The organism is Pseudomonas sp. H2_A10, from assembly GCF_054680085.1.
Genome location: NZ_CP162821.1, coordinates 4,874,210 through 4,892,931 on the forward strand (window position 1 = coordinate 4,874,210; position 18,722 = coordinate 4,892,931).

Consider the following 18,722-nt stretch of genomic DNA (forward strand, 5'->3'; position numbering starts at 1 on the left):
GCACAACTGGCTACGAGGTGGAAAGGCATTCTATTCGCTGTGCAGATTCGCATAAATCAACTCAGCAAGCTTTTTACTGATACCGGGTGCTTTGGCTATCTCGTCAATGCTGGCACGGGACAGCTCCTGCAAGCCACCAAAATGTTTAAGCAAGTCACGACGCCGTGTCGGGCCTACCCCCGCCACCCCTTCCAGGGTTGAGGTTCGCCGGGTTTTGCCGCGACGGGCACGGTGGCCGGTAATGGCGAAACGGTGGGCTTCGTCACGAATCTGTTGGATCAAATGCAGTGCCGGGGAGTCGCCCTTCAAAGTGAACTCATGGGCGGCATCATTCAAGTACAACGTCTCGAAACCAGCCTTGCGCGTGGCGCCCTTGGCCACGCCGAGCAGGATCAGGTCGGGCACCGCCAGTTCGTTGAGCACGTCACGGGCCATGGACAACTGGCCCTTGCCGCCATCCACCAGCAGGATATCCGGCAACTTGCCCTCGCCGTCCTTCAATTTGCTGAAGCGCCGCGTGAGTGCCTGATGCATGGCGGCGTAGTCATCGCCGGCGGTGACGCCTTCGATGTTGTAGCGCCGGTAGTCGGACTTGATCGGCCCTTCCGGCCCGAACACCACGCAGGAGGCTACGGTGGCCTCGCCGCTGGAATGGCTGATGTCGTAGCACTCCAGGCGCTGTGGCGGCTCGTCCAGGTTGAGCACTTCGGCAAGGGCATCAAAGCGTGCGGCGACGTGCTGTCGGTTGGCCAGGCGCGCGCTCAGGGCTTGCTCGGCGTTAGTGACGGCCAGTTGCTGCCAGCGGGCGCGCGTGCCACGCACGCGGTGGCTGATGTCCAATTCGCGGCCACGCAACTCGTGGATCGCTTCGATCAACGTGGGGAAGTCTTCATGCACCACGTTGACAATCAGCTCCGACGGCAGGTCGCGCTCGGGGCTGCTGACGTAGTACTGGCCGAGGAACGCGGCCATCACTTCAGCCACGTCTTCGTCGATACCGGTTTGCGGGAAGAAGTTCTTGCTGCCCAACACTCGCCCGCCGCGCACGCTGATCAGGTGCACACAGGCGCCACCTGGATTGACGAAGGCGGCGATCACGTCGACATCGCCGGTGCCGCCTTCCATGCTTTGCTGGTCCTGCACACGACGCAGTAGGGAGATCTGGTCGCGCAACTCAGCGGCCCGCTCGAAATCCAGGGTGCCGGCCGCCTCTTCCATGGCCGCGGAGAGCTCATCGGTCAGCGCATTGCTGCGTCCTTCGAGAAACATCACCGAATGGCGCACATCCTCGGCGTATTCCGCCGGCTCCACCAGGCCCACGCAAGGTGCCTTGCAGCGTTTGATCTGGTATTGCAGGCACGGCCGCGTGCGGTTCTTGTAGAAACTGTCTTCACACTGGCGCACAAAAAAGGTTTTTTGCAACAGGCTCAGGCTTTCACGGATGGCCCCGGCGCTGGGATAAGGGCCAAAGTACTTGCCCTTCGCCTTCTTCGCACCACGGTGAATACTCAGCCGTGGGAAGTTGCCGTCGGATAAAAACACGTAGGGGTAGGATTTATCATCACGCAGCAGGATGTTGTAGGGCGGCCGCCACTCCTTGATCAGCGTCTGCTCAAGCAGTAGCGCTTCGGTTTCGTTGGCGGTGATGGTGGTTTCGACCTGAGCGATACGCGCCACCAGTGCGGCGGTTTTGGGCGCGAGACCGGTCTTGCGAAAGTAGCTCGCCAGGCGGTTTTTCAGGTTTTTGGCTTTGCCGACGTAAAGCAGGCGCGCCTCGCTGTCGAACATGCGGTACACGCCGGGGCGGCCACTGCAGGTTGAGAGGAAGGCACTCGGATCAAACGGCGTAGTCATGTCAGGCGCTGGCGTCCACCATGCCGTGGCGCACCGCGAGCAGGGTCAATTCAACATCACTGCTGATGGCGAGCTTCTCGAAAATGCGATAGCGGTAGGTGTTGACGGTCTTGGGCGACAGGCACAGCTTGTCGGAGATGGATTGGACTTTCTGGCAACCCACAATCATCAGGGCGATCTGGATTTCCCGCTCCGACAGCGCGTCGAATGGCGAGTCGCTGGTGGGTTGGAAAGACTTGATGGCCAATTGCTGGGCAATCTGCGGGCTGATATAGCGCTGGCCGGCGAACACCAGGCGAATGGCCTGCACCATCTCCGCCAAGCCTGCACCCTTGGTCAGGTAACCCGCAGCGCCCGCCTGTAGAAGACGGGTCGGGAACGGGTCTTCTTCGCACACGGTCACCACCACGACTTTGATATCCGGATGGCTGCGCAGCAATTTGGTCGTGGCACCAAGACCGCCGATCCCAGGCATCTTGACGTCCATTAACACCACATCGGGCTTCAACTCCCGGGCCTTGATCAGGGATTCCTCCCCCGACTCGGCCTGGCCGACTACTTGCAGGCCATCGATGTCAGCCAGCATTCGTGTAATGCCTGTACGAACGAGATCATGGTCATCGACTACTAGCACCCTAATCAAGCAGACACCTCGCGAAATGGTCTTATAGGTTGCTGAACACCTTAGCAAAAAACCAAGGCGCAGACCTAGCTGCAAGCGTCATATATATGGAGTTTGGGTAAGCGGCAGCCATCCGCCGGGAGGCAGACGGCTCAATTTGCTGGGCGAAGAGTCAGGAATCCTGGGCTTTCGGCTTGGCCTTTTCATTCACAGCAACGCAATGTTTGGCCAAGGTCGACGTCAGGCGACGGATCGCATCCTGGTCTTCCTTGAACATCGCACGGTAATCGCCGAGCACCTTTTCTTCGATCTGGCTCAGGTTTTCCAGTTGGATGGGCGTGGCCGTGCCGGTCAACACGTACAACACATCCACACCTCGTTCAGCGACGCGAGACAAATAGTCCGCTTTAGGCGCGCGCCCGCCACTTTCGTATTTCCCTTGTGCGTTGGCTTCAACGCCGCCGATCTCGCCGAAACTTTTTTGCGACAAGCCAAGTCGCTCTCTTTCTTGCCTCAAACGCGAACCGATTCCACTCATTTGGATGTATTACCCTGTCTGGCACACCCCAAGAGGTGACACACTCATCTCTTTATTAAACAAACTTGAACGGTTTTGAACTATGCCCGGAATCCGTACTGCCGCACAAGCCAAGGCCTGGCTGGAACATCAAGGAAAGTCAGTTCAAGCGTTCGCCCGTGAGCATGGCGTTGATCCGGCTACCACCTATCAAGTGCTCGCGGGGCGCAAAAAGGGACGGCGTGGAGAGGCCCATAAGGTCCCGGTCCTTCTGGGCATGAAAGAAGGGATCATCCTTGCTGAGGCTGATGGCCAAAACAATGATCAGGAAGTCGGCTCCTGAGAGCTGTATGCGCTTATTCGGCCTGTGCGCAGGGTTTAGCTTGAGCGGCAGACACGCTCCATTCGCCAGAAGTAGTCTTCTTCACCAACGTTACTGAACCCCATGCGCTCATAGAGCAGCTTCGCCGGGTTCGTCTTGAATACCGTCAGGCGCAACAGGCCAAGCGCCTGCGCCTTGAGCGCCATCTGCTGCAATACCCAGCTCCCTGCGCCACCCCCACGATACGCTTCGAGCATATGCAACTCGCGGATATACAGCGCGCGGCTGTCGCGGCTCAGGCTGACAAATCCCAAAACGACGTCGCCCCGGCAAATCAGCCAGTTTTCCCGACCGGCCCAGGCGGTATCGAAGCCATCGTTGGACCACCACAACCCGTACTCTACGTAGTAACGGGTCATGGCCTCGTGGGTCAGCGTTCGCGCAAAGGGCAGGTCCTGGTCCGTCGCAGCGCGTAGATAAAATGCCATTTACAGGGCGACCACTTCGCTGGCCCAACGCTCGCCATCGCGACGGGCGATCAGCAGCGCCTCACCCAGCCCTGGCACAGCGGCAAGCAAACCGCCATCGGTGCCCCAGATCGCACTGCGACCGGCACACGCCCAACCGCCCGACGGGCCGCCATGGTTGGCCATCAACACCAACAGGGCATGTTCAGCTGCGTAGCCTCGGAGCAGCGCACTGTCCGTTGCGTACCCTCCCTCACTGATCAACACTCCGGTGGCATACACCGTAGCGCCCGCTTGCGCTGCAGCAAGCGGATGGCTGGCATGGGAAAAGTCTGCACACACTGCCAGTGCAACCTGCTCCCCCTCGAATTCAAGGGCCGCACCGCCCTGCCCTCGGACAAACGCGGTCTCTTCGCCGTCGTGCAAATGCTGCTTGGTGTAGACCGCCAGGGAGCCATCCGCACCCAGTACCAGTGCAGCAATAAACACACCCACCTCCGGCGCCAGTCGAATCGGCATCCCCACCACCGCCGTCAGTCGCAGTTCTTGCGCCATTTCGCGCAGGGGCGCCAGCACCCGGTCCTCTGGCGCAATCGCCAGTGCAGCGGCCAGCGCCGGCTCATAGCCTGTCAACGACAACTCCGGGAACACCAGCAGTTGCACACCCTCGGCCGCCGCCGCCCGCATACACGCCAAGTGGCGTTGGATATTGGCCCGCACATCGCCCGCAATGGAGATGGATTGAGCTGCAGCAACAGTGAAGGCAGTCATGGTCGCGTCCAAGCAATCGGTAACTAAGTATGACCAGCATATCGACACTCACCCCATAGCCGTAAGTCCCTTCACGCAATAGAAATTACTGATTGAATCTCCCCGCGTGCCTCTAGTAAGCTCCCCGCATCATTTGGAGACACACCATGTTGCAACTCACCCACACTCAGGTTTGCCCTGCCGCCAGCGCCCCGCGCTCGGTGTCGGCCAGCCGTGTGAACGGTTCGAGCGCAGCTGTCAGCTTTTATTTTGGGTATTGGTTTAGCCACTGGCGCGCCTGATACCTGAAATCGGCGCCCACCATTCAAGGGGTCGCCTGCCAGAGAAATCTAACCCCCGGTCGGCTCCCCGACCGGGGGTTTTGTTTTTCCAGGCCCCTGAACATTTTGTTTGATCAAGAACACTTAAAAGGACTCACGACATGAACTACGCCACCTATTACCGCTACGACACCTCCACTGCATGGCGATTTAGCCAGCTCCGCTCGGGACAGCCTGCCGCCTCCGATCGGTCACCTATTGGTGGCAAGCCAACACACCAGGCCAGTACGGCCAATTGTCGAACACCCCAGTAGGCCAAGCGCGCGGGAACAACCCGCCGCTTGCCCAGGAAGCCTTGAATATGAACTCGTCCATCGCCGCTCTGCCCGTTTCGAACCTGATCAGCGCCAATGAAGCCCTGACCCAGCGCCTGCCCAGCTCTCTTGAGCTCAAGCATCAGTTGCCCCTCAGCCCGTTCCTCAATGAACAGATCCACGCCCATCGCCAGGCCGTGCGCGCCATCCTCAAGGGTGAAGATTCACGCTTGCTGGTGATTGTCGGCCCGTGCTCGATCCACGACCCGGAATCGGCCATGGAATACGCTCGCAACCTGAAGAAACTGGCACTCGACGTCAGCGACCAGATGCTGCTGGTGATCCGCGCCTACGTCGAAAAACCGCGCACCACTATCGGCTGGAAAGGCCTGGCCTACGATCCGCACCTGGATGGCAGTGACGACATGGCCGCCGGCTTGACGCTGTCCCGCGAGCTCATGCGCGAAATGCTGCGCCTGGGCCTGCCGGTCGCCACCGAGCTGTTGCAGCCCATGGCCGCCGGCTACTTCGATGACCTGCTCAGTTGGGTCGCCATTGGCGCACGCACCACCGAATCGCAAATCCACCGCGAAATGGCCAGCGGCCTGGGCATGCCCGTGGGCTTCAAGAACGGCACCGACGGCGGCGTCTCAATCGCCTGTGACGCGATGCGCTCGGCGTCGCACCCGCACCGCCACTTCGGCGTCGACAGCCAGGGCCACCCGGCGATCATCCAGACCCCGGGCAACCCCGACACACATCTGGTGCTGCGCGGCGGTCACCGTGGGCCGAACTATGATGCAAAGAGCGTGGCGCAGATCAAGCAGGACCTGGCCACGTCCAAGGTCACGCCGCGGATCATGATCGACTGCAGCCATGCCAACAGCGGCAAAGACCCGTTGCGCCAACCGGCGGTGTTCAACGACGTGCTCGAACAACGCCTGCAAGGCGATACTTCGCTGATCGGCATGATGCTTGAGAGCCACCTGTTCGAAGGCTGCCAACCGTTGAGCCCCTCGATGAAATACGGCGTGTCGGTGACCGACGGCTGCCTGGGCTGGGCAGGTACCGAGCAGCTGTTGCGCAGTGCCGCCGAGCGCTTGCGGGCTCAGGGCTGATGGCCAGGGAAACCGAGCTTGAGCGCGGCCATCGCTGGCTCAGCCCCAAGGCCATCGCACCGACGCGGGACTAAACCCCGGCCACGGGCCTGCGGGATAATTCCCGCAGCCACGGCAACACCCGCAGGCCCTTGGTGGCCTCGGGTGGGTCGATGATGTCCATGAAGTGTTCAAGGGTGACGTTGTCCGGCACGCCGGGCAGGCGTACCAGCACCGCCGGCGTTGCACCGGCAGGCTTGCCCAGGTCCAGATGGTCGTAGACCAGCACGTGGCGGACCTGGGGTTGCGGCTCACAGGCATTGACCGCCAAGCCCGCATTGATGATCAGCACATCAAAACGCTCAGCGGGGATGGCGGTGAGTATCTGGACTTCTTCAAAGGTTTGTACCGGGACAATCCGGTGGTACCCCAACTGGTTGAGCATTTTTTCGATGTGCAGTCGTTGCAGGTGCTGTTCATCGGCAATCAGGATAGACAGTGCTTTGTTCGGCATGGCAAACCCCTGGGCTGGCAGCGCTCGTCAGTAAGAGGCGATCATTTTCCAGACATATCCCGCAGACAAAATCAGCGATGTTCCCCCTTCGCGTAGGACTTATCCCAAAATCGCCAAATGGCTATCTACTGCCGTCAAGCCCGATTGCATTGCCGAAGCAGGCTGTGATGCACCTGCGCAATGGCCACGCCCAACGCCTCAACCGAAACGCCCAACGCCTCGGCATCCCGCCGTTCACATACACCCTCCAAGGCCTCGCAGCAAACCACCAGCCCCTCGGCCTTAACCATGCGCGCGCCGCCTTTTACCCGATGGGCCAAGTCATGCAGCTTGGCAAAGCTCACCGGGTTTTGCAGGGTCGGCAACAACGCGCCGTCCTCTTCCAGGCTGGCGAGCAAGGGCACCAGCAATTCGTCGAGCGCGGCCGTGTCCTCCCCGGTCAGCGCAATCAGCAGGCTTAAATCAATGACCGATTCAGCGGTGGCCGTGGCGGTCGTGCGCGATGCCAAGGCCAAGCGCAAGTCCTCAAGCCCGGTCGGTTTGAACAGACAGCCATCCATGCCCGCCTGGCGGCAGCGCTCAGCCTCCTCTGACTGGGCGTTGGCGGTAAAGCCCAGCAACAGGCAAGGAATCAGGCCGCGCTTGCGCTCTTGCGCGCGAATATCACGCGCCAACGCATAACCGTCCTTGAGGGGCATATTGCAATCGGTGATCACCCCATCAAACTGCCCGGCCTGCCACAGGGCAAGCCCTTGAATGCCGTCCTGCGCCGTGACGATGCGATGCCCCAGGAAACTCAATTGCCGCTCCAGCAACAGGCGGTTGGCGGGGTAGTCATCGACCACCAGGATGCTTAACGCACGAGCCGGCGGAAGAGACGGAACGGTCAGGGCCGCCGGCGTTGCCGTGGTCAGCGCCAATGTCAACATCAGATCCACCCGCGTGCCCTTGCCCAGCACGCTGCTCAGGTGCAACTGGCCACCCATCATCTCGCACAGGTTGCGGCTGATCACCAAACCAAGGCCTGAGCCGCTGCGCGCCGATTGTTCATTGTTGCTGCCCTGGATAAACGGATTGAACAAACGCTGCTGATCTTCAGCGCTTATGCCCATCCCGGTGTCTTCCACCCAGACCCGCAGGCTCAGATGGTCGTCGGACAATGCCGGTACGCCCTGGGCGCGCAGGCGTATCTGGCCGGTGGCGGTGAACTTGATCGCATTACCCAGCACATTGAAAATCACTTGTTTAAAGCGCAGCGGGTCGATCAACACCAGGCGGTCGATCAAGGGGTCCAATTCCACTTGCAGGACCAGCCCCTTGTCCCGCGCCAGCCCCTCGAACACTCGCGCCACCGAGGCCAGCAGCTCATGCACATTGGCCGCCTCCAGGCTCAGGGACAAGTGGCCGGATTCGATCCGCGCAATGTCGAGAATATCGCCGATCAACTCCAGCATGCTCCGGGACGCCACCGACGCCACCTCCAGCGCATCGCGGTCTGCGCGCCCTTGCTCGGCATTTTTCAGGGCCAGCTCAATCATGCCGATCACCGCGTTCATGGGCGTGCGGATCTCGTGGCTCATGGTCGCCAGGAAGGTCGTCTTGGCACGGTTTGCGGCGTCGGCCTCCTCCTTGGCCTCCTGCAACTGGCCCAACAAGCGCTGGCGCTCACTCACGTCCACCCAGCCGGCGATCATGCCCACCACTTTCTCGTCGCCATCGCGGTACGGCAACATCCACTGATAAATAGTCAGCACATCGCCATTGGGCACTTTGAGAATGCGGTCATGAATCTGCGGCTCGCCCTGTTCCATCAGACGCAAGTAGTCGGCATGGAACGACCGGGCCTGGGGCGGGTTGCCGGTATCGGTTTGCACCACGGTCTTGCCGATGACGTCTTCTAACTTGAAACCAAAGACGTCCAGGTAAGCGTTGTTGCAAGCCATCAATCGGCCCAGGCGATCACGCACGTAAATCGGGTGGGGCGTGCCGTCGATCAGCACGCTCATAAAGCGCATCTGGTCGCTCAAGGCCCGTTCGGCCTGGGCGCGCTTGCGGATCAGGTTACGCAGGTAAAGCACCCAGCCCAGGGTGATCAGCAGCAACAGTGCGGCCAAGCCAAAGCCCTGGATAATAACGTTGCGGTGACGCGTCCAGTAGCTGTCCTCGATGAGGATCTCGCTGCGCCAATGGTTGGTCAGTTCGTCCATCTCTTCGGGCGTTATGCTCAACAGTGCTTTGTCGAGGATCGAGTACAACTCCAATTGGCCGCGGTTGACACCAAACGCAATCCGCGCAGGCTCCGTACCCACCGTGCTGGTGATGCGCAGGCGGTCCCGATAGTTACGCGCAATCATGTAGCGTGCGCTGATCAGCGACAACAGCGCGGCCTCGGCCCGCCCTTTGGCAACCGACTCCAGGGCCTGCTCAGGATTCTCGACGTCGACAAACCCGATGTCTGGATAATCCCGGGCGATCTGCGCGGCAAGGCTATTGCTGCGAATGAGCGAAAGCCGTTTGCCAGCCATGTCTTCCAGGGTGATCAGGCGGTCATTGTCGGCACGCACCACCAGAACGTAGGGGTTGGACAGGTAAGGCCGGGTAAAGCGCATCTTGTCGGCACGCTCGACGCTCGGCGTGATCGCCGCCACCATATCTACCCGGCCGGCGTCCACATCATCCAGTTGCCGAGGCAGTGAACTGCCGCGTACCACCTCGAACTTCAACCCGGTGCGCAAGCTGATCTGCGACAGCACTTCGGCGCTCAGCCCTTCGAATTGCTCTTGTTCATTGAAGTACGACAGCGGTACCAATTTATCGAGCACAGCCACCCTCACCCAGGGGTGCTTCTCCAGCCAGCGCTGTTCGCTGTTACTCAAGCGCAGCCGCCCGGCCTCCAGGAAACCACTGCTGCCGGCGCTCCAGCGACGCAGGATTTCCATCTGTTGGTTGACCGGCACCACCGCCAGTGCGGCATTGAAAATATTCAACAGACGCGCATCGCCCTTGGCGAACGCGAAACCGAAGGGGTTGACCTCCAGCGCGGAAAAATCCGCCATGCGCACGTTGTTCAAATAGTTCTTGTTGATCAGGTAGCGAGTGCTGATGGCGTCGCCCAGGTAGACATCCGCCTGGCCGAATGCAACGGAGCCGATGGCTTCGAAGGTCGAGCCAAACAACTGCAACCGCGCTTTGGGATAAAACGCCTGGACAGTATTGGGCTGCATGTAGTGGTAGAGCATCGCAACGCGCTTGCCCGAAAGATCAGCTTTCAGCGCGTGATTTTCGCCGGCGCGGGTCACTAAGACGGGCTGATCGTTGGCGTAGGAGCGCGACAGCAGCAATTGCGGATCGGCTGCCTCATAACCGTTGGACGACCCCACGAAATCCACGGCACCGGTCTTGAGGGCTTCGATGACTTCGTCACGGGTATCGTATCGGCGCACCTCAATCGTGACATTCAGCGCCTGCCCGATCAGCGCGGCGTAATCGGCGGTAATGCCTTCCAGCTCGTTGCTGTTGCTCAGGTCAAAGGGCGCATAATCGGGCGCCGACACGCCCATCGACAGCGTGCGGCGCTGGCGTAGCCAACGCCAGTCAGCTTCGTCCAGCGTCAATGAAGGGTTTGCCAGGGTGGAATGCCCCAGCAGGCGCAGGCTCTGTGGTTCATCAAGGGCCACCGCCGCACCGGGCAACAGCCCCAGCAGCACGATGGCCATGCATTTCAGCCGCCGCGAAGTGGCCATTTCAGATCAAATGATTACGCTGGGCAAACTTGGACAGGTGTACCACCGACGACATGCGTAACTTCTCCTTAAGCCGCGTCTTGTAGGTACTGATGGTCTTGTGGCTCAACAGCATGTCCTCGGCGATATCCTTGTTACCCAGGCCCAAAGCCAGTTTTTGCAGCACAGTCAATTCGCGGTCGGACAACGCGTCCACCAACTCCTGCTCGGTAGATTGCAGATCATCGCGGCGCACCGAACTGGTAGGCAGGCTGGGGAAGCAACTGTAGCCGGAGCGGATCGCCCGGATTGCCTTTTGCAACTCATCGAGTTCTCCAGTCTTGGCGACAAACCCCATCGCTCCGGCGCGCATGCAGCGGGTGGAAAAAAACACCGCCAAGTACGAGGTCAGCACCAGGATCTTACAGGGCAGTTCCAGCGCCTTGATCCGACTGATCACCTCCAACCCGCCGAGCTTGGGCATTGCCAGGTCGAGGATGACCAGATCCGGCCGCTCTTCGCGTGCAACCTGCATGGCGTCGGCACCGTTACCCGCCTCGAAAATCGTATCGAAGCCTTCCTGCTTCAACAGATGCTTCACGGTGGCGCGTATAAAAGGATGATCGTCCACAATTAAAGCTTTATTGCTCATAAGACTCCCCTAGGAAGATCAGTACGCTTACATATCACGCGAGGCCCAACTACCTGTGAAAAGTAACAGTTCCGATAAACGGCACTGATTACGCTGCGCAACGCCTCAGGCAGTAAAAGCCCCTCATCTTGAAATCACAGTCACCACGTAACGCCGCACCTTGACTGCTGAGCAGGCGCAAGCGCGCAAACCTTAACAACGGCATGCCGTTTTGGATGAAGGGATAGTCTCGCGTAGTAGTAGGACTTTTCCTCGGCACAGTCAGCCTGCGCCCAGGCAGCTATTCGGTGGTACTGGGGCTCCAGAAGGCCTGTACCACCAAGGTTGATCTGGAGATCCGCGCCACCAGCGCATCCAGCTCGTCACCATCTACTGAGGTCACCGCCAATGTGGCTTCGATCTCCACTTCCTCGGTACCGAAGGGCCGCACATCGACATCGCTGGCCGGGTAGTTACAACGCGCCAACTCGGCTTCCAGCAATGCCAACACTGCGGTTTGCTGGGTCCGTCGCGCAATCACATAGAGGATGTTGGTGACCTCCGCCGACACCACATCCAGCGGTTGGCGGTTGATGTTATTGACGATGGGCCGCAGCAGGGTGTTGGCCGCCAGCACAAACAGCGTGCCCAGCAGCGCTTCAAGCACCAGATCGGCACCGGCGCATGCCCCTACCGCCGCCGACGCCCAGAGCGTGGCGGCGGTGTTGAGCCCGCGCACATTGCCTTCTTCACGCATGATCACGCCGGCCCCCAGAAAACCGATGCCCGACACCACGTAGGCGACCACGCGCACCGCGCCTTCCGCGCCACCGAGGCGGCTGGCCATGTCGACAAAAATCGCCGCGCCCACCGCCACCAGCACATTGGTGCGCAAGCCCGCCGTGCGCTGGCGGTACTGGCGTTCGAACCCGATCAGCCCGCCAAGGATAAACGCGGCGGTCAGGCTGACCAGGGTGTCGATGAGGGAGTCGAGGTTAATGTTGTTGATTGCTTGCATAAGCACTTTCCCTGTATGCCGCCGCCGACCCCTGCGGGGGCCGGGGGCATTTGAGCTGAGGTTGTTACTGCCAGCCGAATGTGCGGATGTAGTAGCCCTTCACGGCCTGGGTAAGCGCCATGTACGCCAGCAAAATCACCGGCAGGAACACGAAGTACAGCGACGGCAACGCCTGCAGTTTGAAGTAATGCGCCAGCGGCCCCATCGGCAGGAAAATCCCTACGGCCATGATCACGCCGGTCATCACCATCAACGGCATCGCCGCACGGCTTTGCAGGAACGGGATTTTCGGGGTACGGATCATGTGCACGATCAGCGTCTGGGTCAGCAGCCCCACCACGAACCAGCCCGACTGGAACAGCGTCTGATGGTCTGGTGTGTTGGCATCGAACACGTACCACATGAGTGCGAACGTAGTGATGTCAAAGATCGAACTGATCGGCCCGAAAAACAGCATGAAACGGCCCACATCCCCAGGCTGCCAGCGTTGCGGCTTGGCCAGCATTTCGTCGTCGACGTTATCGAACGGAATCGCGATCTGGGAAATGTCATACAACAGGTTTTGCACCAGCAGGTGCATCGGCAGCATCGGCAAAAACGGGATAAACGCACTGGCCACCAACACCGAGAACACGTTGCCGAAGTTGGAACTGGCGGTCATCTTGATGTACTTGAGCATATTGGCGAAGGTGCGCCGGCCTTCCAGCACGCCCTCTTCCAGGATCATCAGGCTCTTTTCCAGCAGGATGATGTCGGCCGCCTCCTTGGCGATGTCCACCGCGCTGTCCACCGAAATACCGATATCGGCCGTGCGCAATGCCGGCGCATCGTTGATCCCGTCGCCCATAAAGCCCACCACATGCCCGTTGGCCTTGAGCAGGCGCACGATGCGTTCCTTGTGGCTGGGCGTCAGCTTGGCGAACACATTGGTGGTCTCGACGGCCTTGGCCAGTTCAGCGTCGGTCATGTCCTCGATGTCGTTGCCCATCAACAGGCCCTGTTGCTCCAGGCCCACTTCGCGGCAGATCTTGGCGGTCACCAGTTCGTTGTCGCCGGTCAGTACCTTCACCGCTACGCCATGGGCTTTGAGGGCTTTGAGCGCCGGCGCGGTGCTTTCCTTGGGCGGATCAAGAAAGGCCACGTAGCCGATCAGCGTCAGGTTGTTTTCATCCGCCAGGCTGTAGGTATCGCGCCCCGGCGGCATCGGTTGTGCGGCCACGGCCACCACGCGCAGGCCTTCTTCGTTGAACGCCGCGGTCACTTGGCGAATACGCGCCAGCAATGGCTCGGTCAGCGCCTCGCTGGTGTCGCCATGGCGCACGGTGTTGCACACCGACAGGACTTCTTCCACGGCGCCCTTGCAGATCAACAGATGCGGCAGGCCTTGCTCGGCCACTACCACCGACATGCGCCGGCGATTGAAGTCGAACGGGATCTCATCGACCTTATGGAAGGCGGTACCGACCTTCAGCTCCCGATGTACCTCCACATGCTCCAGCACCGCCACGTCCAGCAAGTTTTTCAGGCCGGTCTGGTAGTAGCTGTTCAGGTAGGCCATTTCCAATACGTCGTCGGACTCTTCACCCCACACGTCCACATGGCGTGCCAGGAAAATCTTGTCCTGGGTCAGGGTGCCGGTCTTGTCGGTGCACAGCACGTCCATCGCGCCGAAGTTCTGGATCGCGTCCAGGCGCTTGACGATGACCTTTTTGCGCGACAGAAACACCGCGCCCTTGGCCAGCGTCGAGGTCACAATCATCGGCAGCATTTCCGGGGTCAGGCCCACGGCGATCGATAGCGCGAACAACAGCGCTTCGGTCCAGTCGCCCTTGGTGAAACCGTTGATGAACAGCACCAGCGGCGCCATCACAAACATAAAGCGAATCAGCAGCCAGCTGACCTTGTTCACGCCATGCTGGAACGACGTGGTGGCGCGGTCGGTGGCTGTCACACGCTGGGCCAGTGCGCCGAAATAGGTGCTGTTGCCGGTGGTCAGAATCACCGCCGTCGCCGCACCGGACACCACGTTGGTGCCCATGAACAGGATGTTTTCCAGGTCCAATGGGTTACGGGTGTTGGCGTCCTGCTGCTGGGCAAATTTTTCCACCGGCATCGATTCGCCCGTCATTGCGGCCTGGCTGACAAACAGGTCCTTGGCGCTGAGCACGCGGCAATCGGCGGGGATCATGTCGCCGGCCGACAGCACGATCAGGTCGCCCGGTACCAACTGTTTGATCGGCAGCTCTATGCGCTTGGCGCCATCGCGGCGTAGCACGGTGGCCGTATTGCTGACCATGGCTTTGAGCGCATCGGCCGCTTTGTTGGACTTGGCTTCCTGCCAGAAACGCAGCAGCGTCGAGAGCACCACCATGGAGAAGATCACGGTGGCGGCCTTCATGTCTTCGGTCAGCCAGGAGATCACCGCCAACAAGGTCAACAGCAGGTTGAACGGGTTTTTATAGCAATGCCACAGGTGCGCCCACCATGGCAGCGGCTGCTCGTGCTCGACTTCATTGAGACCGTATTGCACGCGCAGGGCGTCGGCCTCTGGAGCACTCAGGCCCTCGACATGGCTGCCCAACGTACCGAGCAACTGCACGGTGTTGTGGTTGGCCGCGGCCACCAGGGTTTGCGCCAAGGTCGGCGGCACTTCGCGGCTGACGCTGGCGTCGGCCACGGTGTCGAGCATGGCCAGGCGGCGGAAGTGCCGGGCGATGTGCCGGGTCCGCAGAAAACCGGCAAAGAACTCTTTCAACAGGGTGAGGTTCATGGTGTAACTCCTGCGCGAGGAAAAAACCGTCGTGCAGGTACCGCCACGCCGCGCCGCGCCTGTCACACAGGCACAGCCGGCTCGGCCCGCCCACCGTAAAAGGCAGGCGCGTCCGTAACATCCCGAGGTTATCGGGGTGCTGGTCAGCGTCGATGAGAGGGGATCAGGCAGGTGCCAGGACTGGCCGCTGCCGGGATGCCGCTTCTCGCTTTTTTGGCGAGACAACGGCATCGAATAAATGCGCGTTACCTTGCCAAGCCTGTGCCGGTTAACGAAACCGGCCGACTACTGTCACTCGAACAAGTACCCACTGAGGGTCTCCGCTATTGATGAAAACGCGCGAAGCTTACGCCCCGACTTCAGGAGAGTAAACCGTAGGAAAGTTTCCCAATGGTGAATAAGAAGATTCTTCAGGATGGGTTCAGGAACCGGCTTCTGCACATGCAGAAGATCAAATGTGGGAGCTGGCTTGTCGAATCGTCGCACCGCTGCGATAGCCATAGGTATCTGCACAATTTTAAAATTGAAAAACCTCCCTGTGGTGAGCGGGCTTGCCCCGCGCTGGGCTGCGCAGCGGCCCTAAAACCTGCACCTCGGTTAACCTGACACACAGCGGTGACCTTATTGGGGCCGCTTCGCAGCCCGGCGCGGGGCAAGCCCGCTCACCACAACAGTCCATTCGCCATAGATTTTTTGCTCACTGGGAGTTGTGTAGATTCCTATGCCGCTATGGTGTGCCTGGTCGATCCCGCTCAACCAACGCCAGGTAGTCCTCAACGCTCCCACCCGCCAACGCCTTGACCTGAATCGATACCCTGTTCACCTGACGACCCATCGCAATCCCATCCCGTGTACGCACCTGCACATACCCAAGTTTGGGCCAGAAGCGCTCGGCCCTGGTGTTACCCACCACCACCGTCAAGCGCAGCCACTGGGCGCCATTCTCTAATGCCCAACGCTCAAGCTCCGCATGCAGCCGCTGCGCAAAGCCAGTGCCATGCCTGCCCGAGTCCACCAGCAACAACCCGATATGCCATACGCCCTGCGCGAGCAAATCCGCCGCAATATTCACCACGGCGACCAAGCGATCATCAGCGTCTCGATAGCCCAGCCAGTACATCCGGCTGCACGTCCACCCGGCCGGCAACGCCCCCTGCAACTCGTCGCGCGCTTCGGTCGGCGTGGCAGGCTCACCGTTGACCGCGATGAAGTAATCCGGCGCCTGCTCGAAAAACCGCTGCAGCTCGGCTGCGTCGCCGGCATTCAGCTCATCCACCCGAAGCCCCTCAAGAGAGCAAGTGATATCCATATCTCGCGCCTCTCTCAATCATCCCGCGTCAGCACTTCCAACAGCTCAATCTCGAAATGCAGGTCACTGTGGGGCGTAATATGCGCGCCCATCGACCGCTCGCCATAAGCCAGATGCGCCGGCACGAACAACCTGCGTACCCCGCCCACCCGCATGCCCATCAAGCCCTGGTCCCAGCCTTTAATGACGCGCCCGGTGCCGATCACACACTGGAACGGCTTACCCCTTTCCCAGGACGAATCGAACACCGTGCCATCTTCCAGCGTGCCGGTGTATTGAGTGGTGATCAGCGCGCCCTTGACCACGGCTTTGCCGGTGCCCATGCGGGTGTCAGTGATCTGCAGTTCGTCGTGGCTCATGGGGTTCTCGTTGAAGGCGTAAAGGCTGGGGTTTTCCCAGAATCGGTGGAGTTTGGCAAGTGTAGGAACAGTTGGAGCCGTATCGCTTCCCTCGCACCTACGAAAGAACACGACTTGCCCTCACAAAAAATCACCCTCTGCTTATTCTCGATCAAATCGCCTAAGTTCAATCTATAAAGAGATCATCATCTTTACCGAGGTATATCAAAATGACCATTGGCTCAAACTTCAATTACCCTGCTGATATTGCACAACAGCTGCATAGGAAAAAGCGCTCCACCCCCAACAAATGGAGAGCCGTATTCCCCAACCCACCGGACTTATGTTTTGACTACCGCGAACTGATGGAACAAATAAATGGCGTTGCCAAAGCCACTGCACCCCATCATAAAATTTGCATTATTGGAGCAGGCATTACAGGATTGACAACCGCACGTGAACTTTATAGATGTGGTTTCACAAACATTACTTTACTTGAAAAATCGAAGCGCGTAGGCGGCCGCCACCTTACCGCACTCGGGCACAACAACACCAACACTATAGGCAAGCCTCCTTTTGAAATGGGCGCAATGAGAATGCCATTTTTCAACACATCAAACGAACCACCCAAAAACGGTAGATCGTTGATGGCCTATTATGCGACACAATTTGAATTAAGGCATTCAGACTTTCCAAACCCAGGCAGTCCCGCAGTTCGATCAACTGGAATATACCTGCGAGAAGGAAGCATTGACGATAACAGTGAACCGACCATGCTTGTGTGGAAAAACACCGATGGAAAAACGGCACCTCCCGGACAGACACTGGGTAAAGTCTTTGCAAAATGGAAAACTTTTGCCGAGCGTATGACTCTGAGCGTCGCCGAGCATTACGGTTCCGAACAGTGGGAAGACATGTGGGCCTCCATAGTAAAAAAATACGAACGTATCTCCTTCCGTGACTTAGTCAAGATGCCAAGCATTGATAGATGGAGCCAAAATGATCCTGGAAATTTTGGCGGAATGGGTATGACTGCGCAGGAATCTGCTGTTTTCTACTCTATCGGTATTGGAGATGGCAGTTGGGGAGCCTTCTATGACGTTTGCTCTCTGTATCCACTGCGCACTGCAATATTCGGATTCAGCAGTCATTTGCAGTTAATTCACGGACGCGTTGATGCGCACGGAAACCCTATGGCCTCACCGTACTTAAACGCTAAAAAAGTTTTGGATTCAAGAGGACTTAGCTTCAACAAACCTAACTACGTAGGCCTTGGATCCCTGGCCGAATCGCTGCTCTTTATAAAAGCAGAAGAAACGCCTCTGTCATTGTACGAGCACCTTGTTAAAAGCCGCTCAGGTCTACTGACTGATAGCGCAGCAACAAAACTGGAAAGGCTCAACAATGGAAAAATTCGCGTCTATTATGAGTGGAATACCACATCAAAAAGCGCAAAAAATCTAGAGTTCATAGACTGCGATTCGGTTGTAATGACGCTGCCCTCCTGGTTAATAGAAACCCAAATATCAATTGAGAATTTCAGTCAGGACGTCCTCCCATTCAAAATCATAGAAGCCTACAAGACAGCCCACTGGGAAACGAGCTGCAAAGTTTACGCCCCTCTAAAAAAGTCATTTTTGTCAGACAACAAAAACATTCCCCAAACCATTGTAACCGATAGTTTGATCCATGACGTATACACCTACCGCTATAACGACAACACCACTTATGATTGCATTCTCCTTAGCTACACCTGGGAAGATGACGCCACCAAACTTTCTTTATTCAGCGATGCGGAGCTTGTTAAGAAATGCGTCGACGAACTTGATAGAATACTTTTGAAGTCAACCAATATAAAAGAAAAAATCTCACCCTATATTGCGCAAAAACAGGCAATTGTTCAGCGATGGATGAATGATAAAAACTCACTTGGCTGCGCGAAGCTCTATCGAGCAGGCACTTATTACGACGCGGTGAGCCTAATGAAATACAACCGAGACTACTCTCACACTTCAGGACTCTATCTCTGTGGCGAATCTTTCTCCGTTGATGCGGGCTGGACTGAACCGTGCTTCAGAGGGGCCATTGATACGGTGATAAATATATGCAGTAAGACCCGCGCCATTTTCAACGGCGGCTTTACGATGCGGGACTACCCTGAGTATCAGACTGACGCCTAAGAGAAGCAGGCTACAA

The 18,722-nt window shown here is 58.6% G+C and carries 15 protein-coding genes; 3 read left to right on the forward strand and 12 right to left on the reverse strand.

Features of this window, described 5'->3' with window-relative positions; genetic code table 11:
* Positions 1–30: 30 nt before the first annotated feature.
* The 3 genes from uvrC to AB4O23_RS22560 all read right to left on the reverse strand — a co-directional run bounded on the left by uvrC (position 31) and on the right by AB4O23_RS22560 (position 3,014).
* Complete coding sequence (uvrC, locus tag AB4O23_RS22550; protein WP_017530523.1) at positions 31–1,854, reverse strand: excinuclease ABC subunit UvrC; 1,824 nt, start codon at positions 1,852–1,854, stop codon at positions 31–33.
* A 1-nt stretch (position 1,855) separates the two neighbouring features.
* Positions 1,856–2,497: a response regulator transcription factor GacA gene (gacA, locus tag AB4O23_RS22555; protein WP_017530522.1), complete on the reverse strand. Its 642-nt coding sequence runs from the start codon at positions 2,495–2,497 to the stop codon at positions 1,856–1,858.
* 151 nt (positions 2,498–2,648) lie between these two features.
* Positions 2,649–3,014 carry a helix-turn-helix domain-containing protein gene (locus AB4O23_RS22560; protein ID WP_017530521.1) on the reverse strand — a complete coding sequence of 122 codons (366 nt, stop codon included), beginning with the start codon at positions 3,012–3,014 and terminating at the stop codon, positions 2,649–2,651.
* Positions 3,015–3,096: 82 nt separating this feature from the next.
* Here AB4O23_RS22560 and AB4O23_RS22565 point away from each other — a divergent pair, with 82 nt between their 5' ends.
* The gene (locus tag AB4O23_RS22565; protein ID WP_065879546.1) at positions 3,097–3,336 is read left to right on the forward strand and encodes a DNA-binding protein; all 240 of its coding nucleotides are present in this window, start codon (positions 3,097–3,099) and stop codon (positions 3,334–3,336) included.
* A gap of 35 nt (positions 3,337–3,371) precedes the next feature.
* Here the strand turns inward: AB4O23_RS22565 and AB4O23_RS22570 are convergent, their stop codons facing one another.
* Together AB4O23_RS22570 and AB4O23_RS22575 are read right to left on the reverse strand one after the other, a co-directional pair.
* Positions 3,372–3,803, reverse strand: a complete 432-nt coding sequence (locus AB4O23_RS22570) for a GNAT family N-acetyltransferase (protein WP_017530519.1) — start codon at positions 3,801–3,803, stop codon at positions 3,372–3,374.
* Complete coding sequence (locus AB4O23_RS22575; RefSeq protein ID WP_460060650.1) at positions 3,804–4,553, reverse strand: carbon-nitrogen hydrolase family protein; 750 nt, start codon at positions 4,551–4,553, stop codon at positions 3,804–3,806. It abuts the gene before it with no gap.
* Between the two features lie 621 nt (positions 4,554–5,174).
* On the opposite strand from AB4O23_RS22575, the gene AB4O23_RS22580 reads away from it, so the two are divergent.
* Positions 5,175–6,245, forward strand: coding sequence for a 3-deoxy-7-phosphoheptulonate synthase (locus AB4O23_RS22580; RefSeq protein WP_065878637.1), 1,071 nt, complete (start codon positions 5,175–5,177; stop codon positions 6,243–6,245).
* A gap of 70 nt (positions 6,246–6,315) precedes the next feature.
* Here the strand turns inward: AB4O23_RS22580 and AB4O23_RS22585 are convergent, their stop codons facing one another.
* The 7 genes from AB4O23_RS22585 to AB4O23_RS22615 all read right to left on the reverse strand — a co-directional run bounded on the left by AB4O23_RS22585 (position 6,316) and on the right by AB4O23_RS22615 (position 16,547).
* Complete coding sequence (locus AB4O23_RS22585) at positions 6,316–6,738, reverse strand: ANTAR domain-containing protein (RefSeq protein WP_065878639.1); 423 nt, start codon at positions 6,736–6,738, stop codon at positions 6,316–6,318.
* A gap of 134 nt (positions 6,739–6,872) precedes the next feature.
* On the reverse strand, positions 6,873–10,481 hold the full coding sequence (locus tag AB4O23_RS22590) for a transporter substrate-binding domain-containing protein (protein ID WP_135196840.1): 3,609 nt from the start codon (positions 10,479–10,481) through the stop codon (positions 6,873–6,875).
* A 1-nt stretch (position 10,482) separates the two neighbouring features.
* Positions 10,483–11,112, reverse strand: a complete 630-nt coding sequence (locus AB4O23_RS22595) for a response regulator transcription factor (RefSeq protein ID WP_017530514.1) — start codon at positions 11,110–11,112, stop codon at positions 10,483–10,485.
* 280 nt (positions 11,113–11,392) lie between these two features.
* Positions 11,393–12,109, reverse strand: a complete 717-nt coding sequence (locus tag AB4O23_RS22600; protein WP_017530513.1) for an MgtC/SapB family protein — start codon at positions 12,107–12,109, stop codon at positions 11,393–11,395.
* A 64-nt stretch (positions 12,110–12,173) separates the two neighbouring features.
* On the reverse strand, positions 12,174–14,879 hold the full coding sequence (gene mgtA, locus AB4O23_RS22605; protein WP_068934559.1) for a magnesium-translocating P-type ATPase: 2,706 nt from the start codon (positions 14,877–14,879) through the stop codon (positions 12,174–12,176).
* Between the two features lie 727 nt (positions 14,880–15,606).
* Positions 15,607–16,188 (reverse strand): GNAT family N-acetyltransferase, encoded by a 582-nt coding sequence (locus AB4O23_RS22610; RefSeq protein WP_065878645.1) that lies wholly within the window; start codon positions 16,186–16,188, stop codon positions 15,607–15,609.
* A 14-nt stretch (positions 16,189–16,202) separates the two neighbouring features.
* Positions 16,203–16,547, reverse strand: a complete 345-nt coding sequence (locus AB4O23_RS22615; RefSeq protein WP_065878646.1) for an FKBP-type peptidyl-prolyl cis-trans isomerase — start codon at positions 16,545–16,547, stop codon at positions 16,203–16,205.
* Between the two features lie 209 nt (positions 16,548–16,756).
* On the opposite strand from AB4O23_RS22615, the gene AB4O23_RS22620 reads away from it, so the two are divergent.
* Entirely contained in the window at positions 16,757–18,706 is a 1,950-nt protein-coding gene (locus AB4O23_RS22620; protein WP_135196842.1) for a flavin monoamine oxidase family protein, read from the forward strand.
* Positions 18,707–18,722 lie beyond the last annotated feature (16 nt).